Raw genomic sequence first — 6,094 nt, forward strand, 5'->3', positions numbered from 1 at the left:
TCGGTGTCGTTGGCGATCTTGATGGCCTCGTCGATCGAGTCGTAACCGATCACCACCAGCACCGGTCCGAAGACCTCGGTGCGGGCGATCTCCATGTCGTTGGTGACGTTGGTGAACACGGTCGGCTTGACATAGAAGCCCGTCTCCAGACCGTCCGGTCGACCCGCCCCGCCGATGACGGCGTTGGCGCCCTCGTCGATCGCGCGCTCGATGAGACCCTGGATCTTGTCGAACTGGGCCTCGGAGACCACCGGGCCCAGCCGGACGCTGCTGTTGGGATCACCGACGGTCAGATCGGCACCGGTGGCCTTGGCGATCTCGGCGACCTCGTCGAGCCGCGAGTTGGGAACGAGCATGCGGCTCGGCGCATTACACGACTGTCCCGAGTTGAGCATCATCGTCGCAATGCCGCCGGCGACGTTCTTCGCGAAGTCCTCGTCGTCGAGGATGATGTTGGGGCTCTTGCCGCCGAGTTCCTGCGCCACGCGCTTGACCGACGGGGCCGCGTTCTTGGCGACCTCGATGCCCGCCCGGGTGGAACCGGTGAAGGAGATCATGTCGACGTCGGGGTGCGACGACAATGCGACACCGACCCCCGGCCCGTCACCGTTGACGAGATTGAACACACCGGCGGGAACGCCTGCGGCGTCCATGATCTCGGCCACGATGGCCGCGCTGAACGGCGCGATCTCCGACGGCTTGAGCACGACGGTGCAGCCGGTGGCCAGGGCCGGGGCCAGCTTGCACATCACCTGGTTGAGCGGCCAGTTCCACGGAGTGATGAATCCGCACACGCCGACCGGTTCCTTGACGATGCGGTGGCTGCCGCGGTCCTCACCGAACGAATAGGTGGGCAGGGTCGCCGCGGCGGTCATGAGGTGACCCAGCCCGATCGGTACCTGAGCAGCCTTCGACAACCCGGCCGGAGCACCCATCTCCTCGGTGACCGCCGCGGCCAGATCGTCCATGCGCTTCTGATACTCGGCGACGATGGCGTTGAGTACGGCGGTGCGCTCCTCGACGGAGGTGACGCCCCAGGTGGTGAAGGCCCGCTTCGCCGCAGCGACGGCGGCATCGACGTCGGCGGCCGTGCCGAGTGCGACCTGACCCGCCGACTTCTCGGTGGCCGGGTTGATCACGTCGATGAGATTCAGCTCGGTCGGCTCGACCCACTGGCCATCGATGTAGAACTTGGTGATCTCGCGCATGTGTCCTCCGTCTCGGGGCTGATGCCCGTGTGTGTTCCACCCCACAGTATCCCTCCCGGACGGCGCCCGAGCTAGCGGTCGGTAAGCGCAGGTGAACTGTCTCAGAACGAGACGGATCGACGCACCGAACGGCCGGTTGGCGCCCTAGGCTGATCCTCATGATCCACATCGTCGCCACCTGGAAGATCAAGCCCGAATACGCCGACTCCTGGCCGTCGCTGAGCAAGGAATTCACCGAGGCCACGCGCTCCGAACCGGGCAATCGCTGGTTCGAGTGGTCGCGCAGCATCGACGACCCGAACGCCTACGTCCTCATCGAGGCCTTCGACGACGACGCCGCGGGAGCCCACGTCAACAGCGATCACTTCGCGAAGGCCACCGCCGAGCTGCCGGCCTATCTTGCCGAGACCCCGAAGATCATCAACACCACCGTCGATCAGGACGACTGGTCGGAACTGGGGGAGATGGCGGTCGATTAGGACTGCGCTTCTCTGAGATCCGGCTGTACAAATAGTGAGGTGCGGTTAAGATCTGTGCAGCTCGCCATGGTGACGAGCACCTTTGTAGAAAGGCGTGGCCATGGTTCGTCGCAGAGTTCTGTTGATTCTGTGCGTTTCTGTCTCGATCATTCTCTCGGGCGGCGGGATTGCCTCGGCCGCACCGGGTTCGGTTGATCTCGGGTCATCCGGCTGGGATATTCCGGGAATCACGCACGGCTGCTCGAAAGAACTGTTCAACGGAGACAAGCGACTCGGACCCGAAACGCTGTCGAACAAGGCTCCGGTGGGTCCGCAATTGGTCGGTTACCACCGATTCGGAAAGCTCAACGCCACATCTTTCCTGGAGAAGTGGTGGAATGTCGAAAAGAACACCTGGAACTGGCCCGACAAGCAGGGCTACGTGCTCGACGGCAACGGCAATCCGATCAAGAGTGAGTTCACCCTGTCGCCCGGAACGCGAATCGACCGCTATGGCAGCGAGTACGGCAACTTCTTGGCGCCCGAGGGGACACCTTACGCCAAGCGTGGCCTGCCCCCGGTGAACCTGGTTGGCGACTACCCCGAATCGTGCAACTACCACGACTACACGGTGCTCAAGCCCATGAAGGTCTACAGCGGCAAGATCGCCCCGGTATTCGAGCAGCCCAGCCTCGGCCTGCAATACGAGGTGGTGGCCGACCTGCTGGTGGTCACACCGAAGGACGAGGAGTGCGGAGCGACGGTGAACGTCTTCTGGCTGCGATGCGCGGGCTACCTGCAACAGACCTTTCCGGGACCGCAGTAGCGGTGACCCGACCGCCGAACCTGCTCGACGACGAGACGCGCGCACGCATCGAGGACCTCGCGCGCCGGATGGACGCCCGGCCCGGTGATGTGCCGGAACTCGGATTCGTGCGCGACGATGGCTTCCCGTCCTGCTGGCAGGCGCCGGACGGCTCCTGGCATCTGATGAGCCGGGAACGGGGACAGGTCATTTCCGATCGGGTGGCCACCGATCGTGAGGAGTTCGTGCGGATCGTCGCCGAGCAGATCGCCGAGATGCGGGCCCACCGGCTCCACGAGACGGGTACGCCGGACTTCCGGCGTGCGGCATGGCAGGAACAGTACGACGCACTCGGATCGGTCGACCGAGGGTGGGCCCGGCAATGGCTCGACGCCACGCGAGCGGAGTTGATCTCGCGTGGCGCCGACGCCGCGGTGCTCGGCGGGTTGCCGTCGGCGGAGGATTCAGCGTGAGGTGCTGACGGGTTCGCGTTCGGGCTCGTCATCGGGTGCCGTACCGGCACCGAGTTGCTCGCCCTCGATGTCGATGTTGGGCAGGATGCGGTCGAGCCAGCGCGGCAGCCACCACGCCTTGTCGCCGAGCAGCGTGAGTACGGCGGGCATCAGCGTCATGCGGATGATGAACGCGTCGAAGACCACGGCGATGGCGAGTGCGAAGCCCATCACCTTGATGAACTGCATGTCCTGCAACATGAATGCGGCGAACACCGAGATCATGATGGCGGCGGCCGCGGCCACCACGCGTGCGCTGTGCCGATAGCCGACGACGACCGCCTGTTTCGCGTCGGCGCCGTGTACGTAGGCCTCACGCATGCGCGTCACGAGGAACACCTGATAGTCCATCGCCAGCCCGAAGACGATGCCCACCAACATGATCGGTAAGAAGCTCACCAGCGGCTGTGGGTTGTTGACGATGCCGCCCCAACCGTCGGTGAACAGTGCGACGGTGACACCGAAGGTGGCCGCGACCGACAGCAGGAACCCGAGTGCGGCGACCAGCGGCACCAGGATCGAGCGGAACACCACGATCAGGATCAGGAAGGCCAGACCGACCACGATCAGCACGTAGGGGATCAGTGAACTCGACAACCGGTCGGAGACGTCGAGTTCGATCGCCGTCTGGCCGGTCACCCCGTAGGTCAGTCCGGTACGTTTCTCGACGCCGGACTCCATGTCACGAAGGGTGGTCACCAGATCGTGCGTCTGGTCCGAATCGGCTGCGCTGGAGGGGATCACGGAGATCTCGACGGTGTCCCCGGCCTTGTTGATGCCGTCGGCGGCGATCCATGCGTGTGCCACACCGTTGGTGGAGCGCACCTGATCGACGAGGCGATCGAAGGCCTGCACGCGTTCGGGTTCACCGGTGACCCCGCGTCCGTCGACCACGAGGACGAGCGGTCCGTTGTAGCCGGGTCCGTATTCGTCGGCGACGAGGTCGTAGGCCTGTCGCTGGGTGGTCGAGGGGTCCGAGGTGCCGTCGTTGGGCAACGCCAGTTTGAGTCCCACCAGCGGCAAGGCGAGCAGGATCAGCAGCACGACGATGACACCGGTGATCACGCGCGGATGCTCCACCACCCGCCGCACGTAGCGCTGCCCGTTGTGCACGCGCACCGACTCATCGCCGGTGACGTCGGGGGCGTTGAGGAAGCGTAGGCGGCCGGCAAAGGCCTTGCTGCCGAACAGCCCCAGGATCGCGGGCAGCAACGTCAACGCCACCAGGACGGCCACGATGACGGTGCCCGCGGCGGCGATGCCCATCGCGGTCAGGAACGGGATGTTGACCACGGCGAGCGCGGCGAGCGCGATCACCACCGTCGACCCGGCGAACACCACTGCCGAGCCCGCGGTGCCCACTGCGCGTCCGGCGGCCTCGGCGCGGCTCGCCGACTTGTGTATCTCGTGTCGGTAGCGCGAGACGATGAACAGCGCGTAGTCGATTCCGACGGCCAGGCCGATCATCGTCGCGAGCACCGGGGTTTCCTGGCTCAGGTCAAAGAAGCCGGTGGCGATGGATACACCGAGCATGCCCACGGCGACACCGATGATCGCGGTCAGAATCGGCATACCCCAGGCGACCAGGGAGGCGAAGGTCAGGATCAGGATGATCGCGCCGATCCCGATACCGATGATCTCCGAGGTTTCACTGAGCTTGAATCCGCTTGTGGCGGTGCCCTTCATCTCGACGGTCAGGCCGGCGTCGCGGCCGGTCTGGGCGACCTTGTCCATCGCGTCGTGCATCGACGAGGTGACATCCGCGGCGGCCGAGACATCGAACCCCGCCCCGAACTGCACGGCGGTGGCGTCGGCGTTGACCGGCGCTCCGGCCTGCACGGTGGCCGCAGCGGCCTCGGGGGTGGCGCCGAATGTCTTCTCCTGGAAGGCGATCAGCTGCTGACGGATGGGCCCGGGGTTGGCCTGGGTGCCGTAGACCTGCAGCGGATTGATGAGCTTGTCGGGGTTCTTCACCTTCTCGACGGTCTTGAGCTCGTCGAGCATGCGCTGCACCGCGTCGGCGTAACGCGGGTCGGTGAGCGATGCGCCCTTGGGTGTGGCCACCACGTAGGTCACGCTGACGTCGTCACCGAATTTCGGCTTGTCCGGAAAGCGTTCGACCATGAGGTTCTGCGCCCGCTCGGACGGAATGCCCGGGATCGAGAAACTCTCGGTGGTGGGTTTGGACAGGAAGGCGGCGCCGACACCGAGTGCGATCAGCACCAAGATCCACACTGCGATCGTCTTGAACCGGTTGGTGTAGGCCCAGCGGCCCACCCGGGACAGGAATGTTGCCACGGAACAAAACTCCTCAGTTGTTGGACAAGCTCGGGGATGTGATCGGAAGTTGTTGTGCCATGCCGGCTCCCAGCTGATCGAAAGCGGCGTCGAGCATCTCGCGGGCGGAGTGGTGCACCGTGTCGCGGTGCGCCGACCAGAATTCGAGCGCGGTCCGCGCCGCACACAGTGCGGTGGTGAACGCAAGATGGGGGTGCAGGGTCTCGGGGTCGGCACCGCGGGCGGCCATCATCGCCGACAGTCGGGTGTCGATCGACGCGCCGAGGTCGATGCTGCGGGAGTGCGCGGTCAGGGCGGGTTCGGTGTCGAACAGGCGCAGCAGGGTGACCAGCGCCTCCGGGTCGGTGTCGGAGTCGGTGGCGATCTCGGTCATTGCGAATCGCAGGGAATCCCAGAGTGATTCGCCCTCCGGGCGGGCGCGGACGCCGTCGTCGATGCGGTCGAGGAGAACGCCGACAAAGGCGATGAGGGCGTCCTCTTTGCTGGTGAAGTAATTGTGGAAGGTACGCACCGACACCCCGACCTCGGCGGCGACGGCGTCGATGGTCACCGCGTCGATGCCGTCGCGGGTGGCCAGGGTCAGGACGGCCTCTGCGAGGGCGAGGCGGGTGGCCGCCTTCTTGGACTCACGCAGGCCGGAGGAACGCATGACTCCCACCGTACGGAAATTGCACGGGCCTGCAATGTTGCAGACCCGTGCAATTATGAGGGGCTTGTCTCACCGCGACCCGCAGGTGACGCGGGTCACGTGAGTGTGATCAGCGAGCCGACGACGAGGTGTGTCGACGTGCGACCTGGCCGTTGCCGTTGCGG

6 protein-coding genes are annotated in these 6,094 nt (G+C 65.4%); 3 read left to right on the forward strand and 3 right to left on the reverse strand.

Annotated features, from left to right (window positions below):
- Window positions 1–1,208 (reverse strand): aldehyde dehydrogenase family protein (locus B1964_RS05525; protein ID WP_079929151.1); only part of this gene is annotated, 1,208 nt, incomplete at its 3' end.
- Window positions 1,209–1,366: 158 nt separating this feature from the next.
- Between B1964_RS05525 and B1964_RS05530 the strand changes: the two genes are divergently transcribed.
- The 3 genes from B1964_RS05530 to B1964_RS05540 all read left to right on the forward strand — a co-directional run bounded on the left by B1964_RS05530 (window position 1,367) and on the right by B1964_RS05540 (window position 2,944).
- Window positions 1,367–1,687, forward strand: a complete 321-nt coding sequence (locus tag B1964_RS05530; RefSeq protein ID WP_014359385.1) for a putative quinol monooxygenase — start codon at window positions 1,367–1,369, stop codon at window positions 1,685–1,687.
- 304 nt (window positions 1,688–1,991) lie between these two features.
- The gene (locus B1964_RS05535; RefSeq protein WP_014359386.1) at window positions 1,992–2,492 is read left to right on the forward strand and encodes a TNT domain-containing protein; all 501 of its coding nucleotides are present in this window, start codon (window positions 1,992–1,994) and stop codon (window positions 2,490–2,492) included.
- A gap of 2 nt (window positions 2,493–2,494) precedes the next feature.
- Entirely contained in the window at window positions 2,495–2,944 is a 450-nt protein-coding gene (locus B1964_RS05540; RefSeq protein ID WP_079929152.1) for an Imm63 family immunity protein, read from the forward strand.
- Here the strand turns inward: B1964_RS05540 and B1964_RS05545 are convergent.
- Both B1964_RS05545 and B1964_RS05550 read right to left on the reverse strand, forming a co-directional pair.
- Window positions 2,936–5,281: an MMPL family transporter gene (locus tag B1964_RS05545; protein ID WP_079929153.1), complete on the reverse strand. Its 2,346-nt coding sequence runs from the start codon at window positions 5,279–5,281 to the stop codon at window positions 2,936–2,938. The two genes, B1964_RS05540 and B1964_RS05545, sit on opposite strands and share 9 nt — an antisense overlap.
- Window positions 5,282–5,294: 13 nt before the next feature.
- Complete coding sequence (locus tag B1964_RS05550) at window positions 5,295–5,930, reverse strand: TetR/AcrR family transcriptional regulator (RefSeq protein WP_014359389.1); 636 nt, start codon at window positions 5,928–5,930, stop codon at window positions 5,295–5,297.
- Between the last annotated feature and the right edge of the window lie 164 nt (window positions 5,931–6,094).

Origin of the sequence: Gordonia sp. i37 (genome assembly GCF_002043085.1) — a bacterium.
In the GTDB taxonomy this organism is placed as follows: Bacteria; Actinomycetota; Actinomycetes; order Mycobacteriales; family Mycobacteriaceae; genus Gordonia; species Gordonia polyisoprenivorans.

Excerpts from the sequence above, each read along its gene's own strand:
- B1964_RS05530 (WP_014359385.1), top strand. The coding sequence starts at position 1,367 with ATGATCCACATCGTCGCCACCTGGAAGATCAAGCCCGAATACGCCGAC.
- B1964_RS05550 (WP_014359389.1), bottom strand. The coding sequence starts at position 5,930 with ATGCGTTCCTCCGGCCTGCGTGAGTCCAAGAAGGCGGCCACCCGCCTC.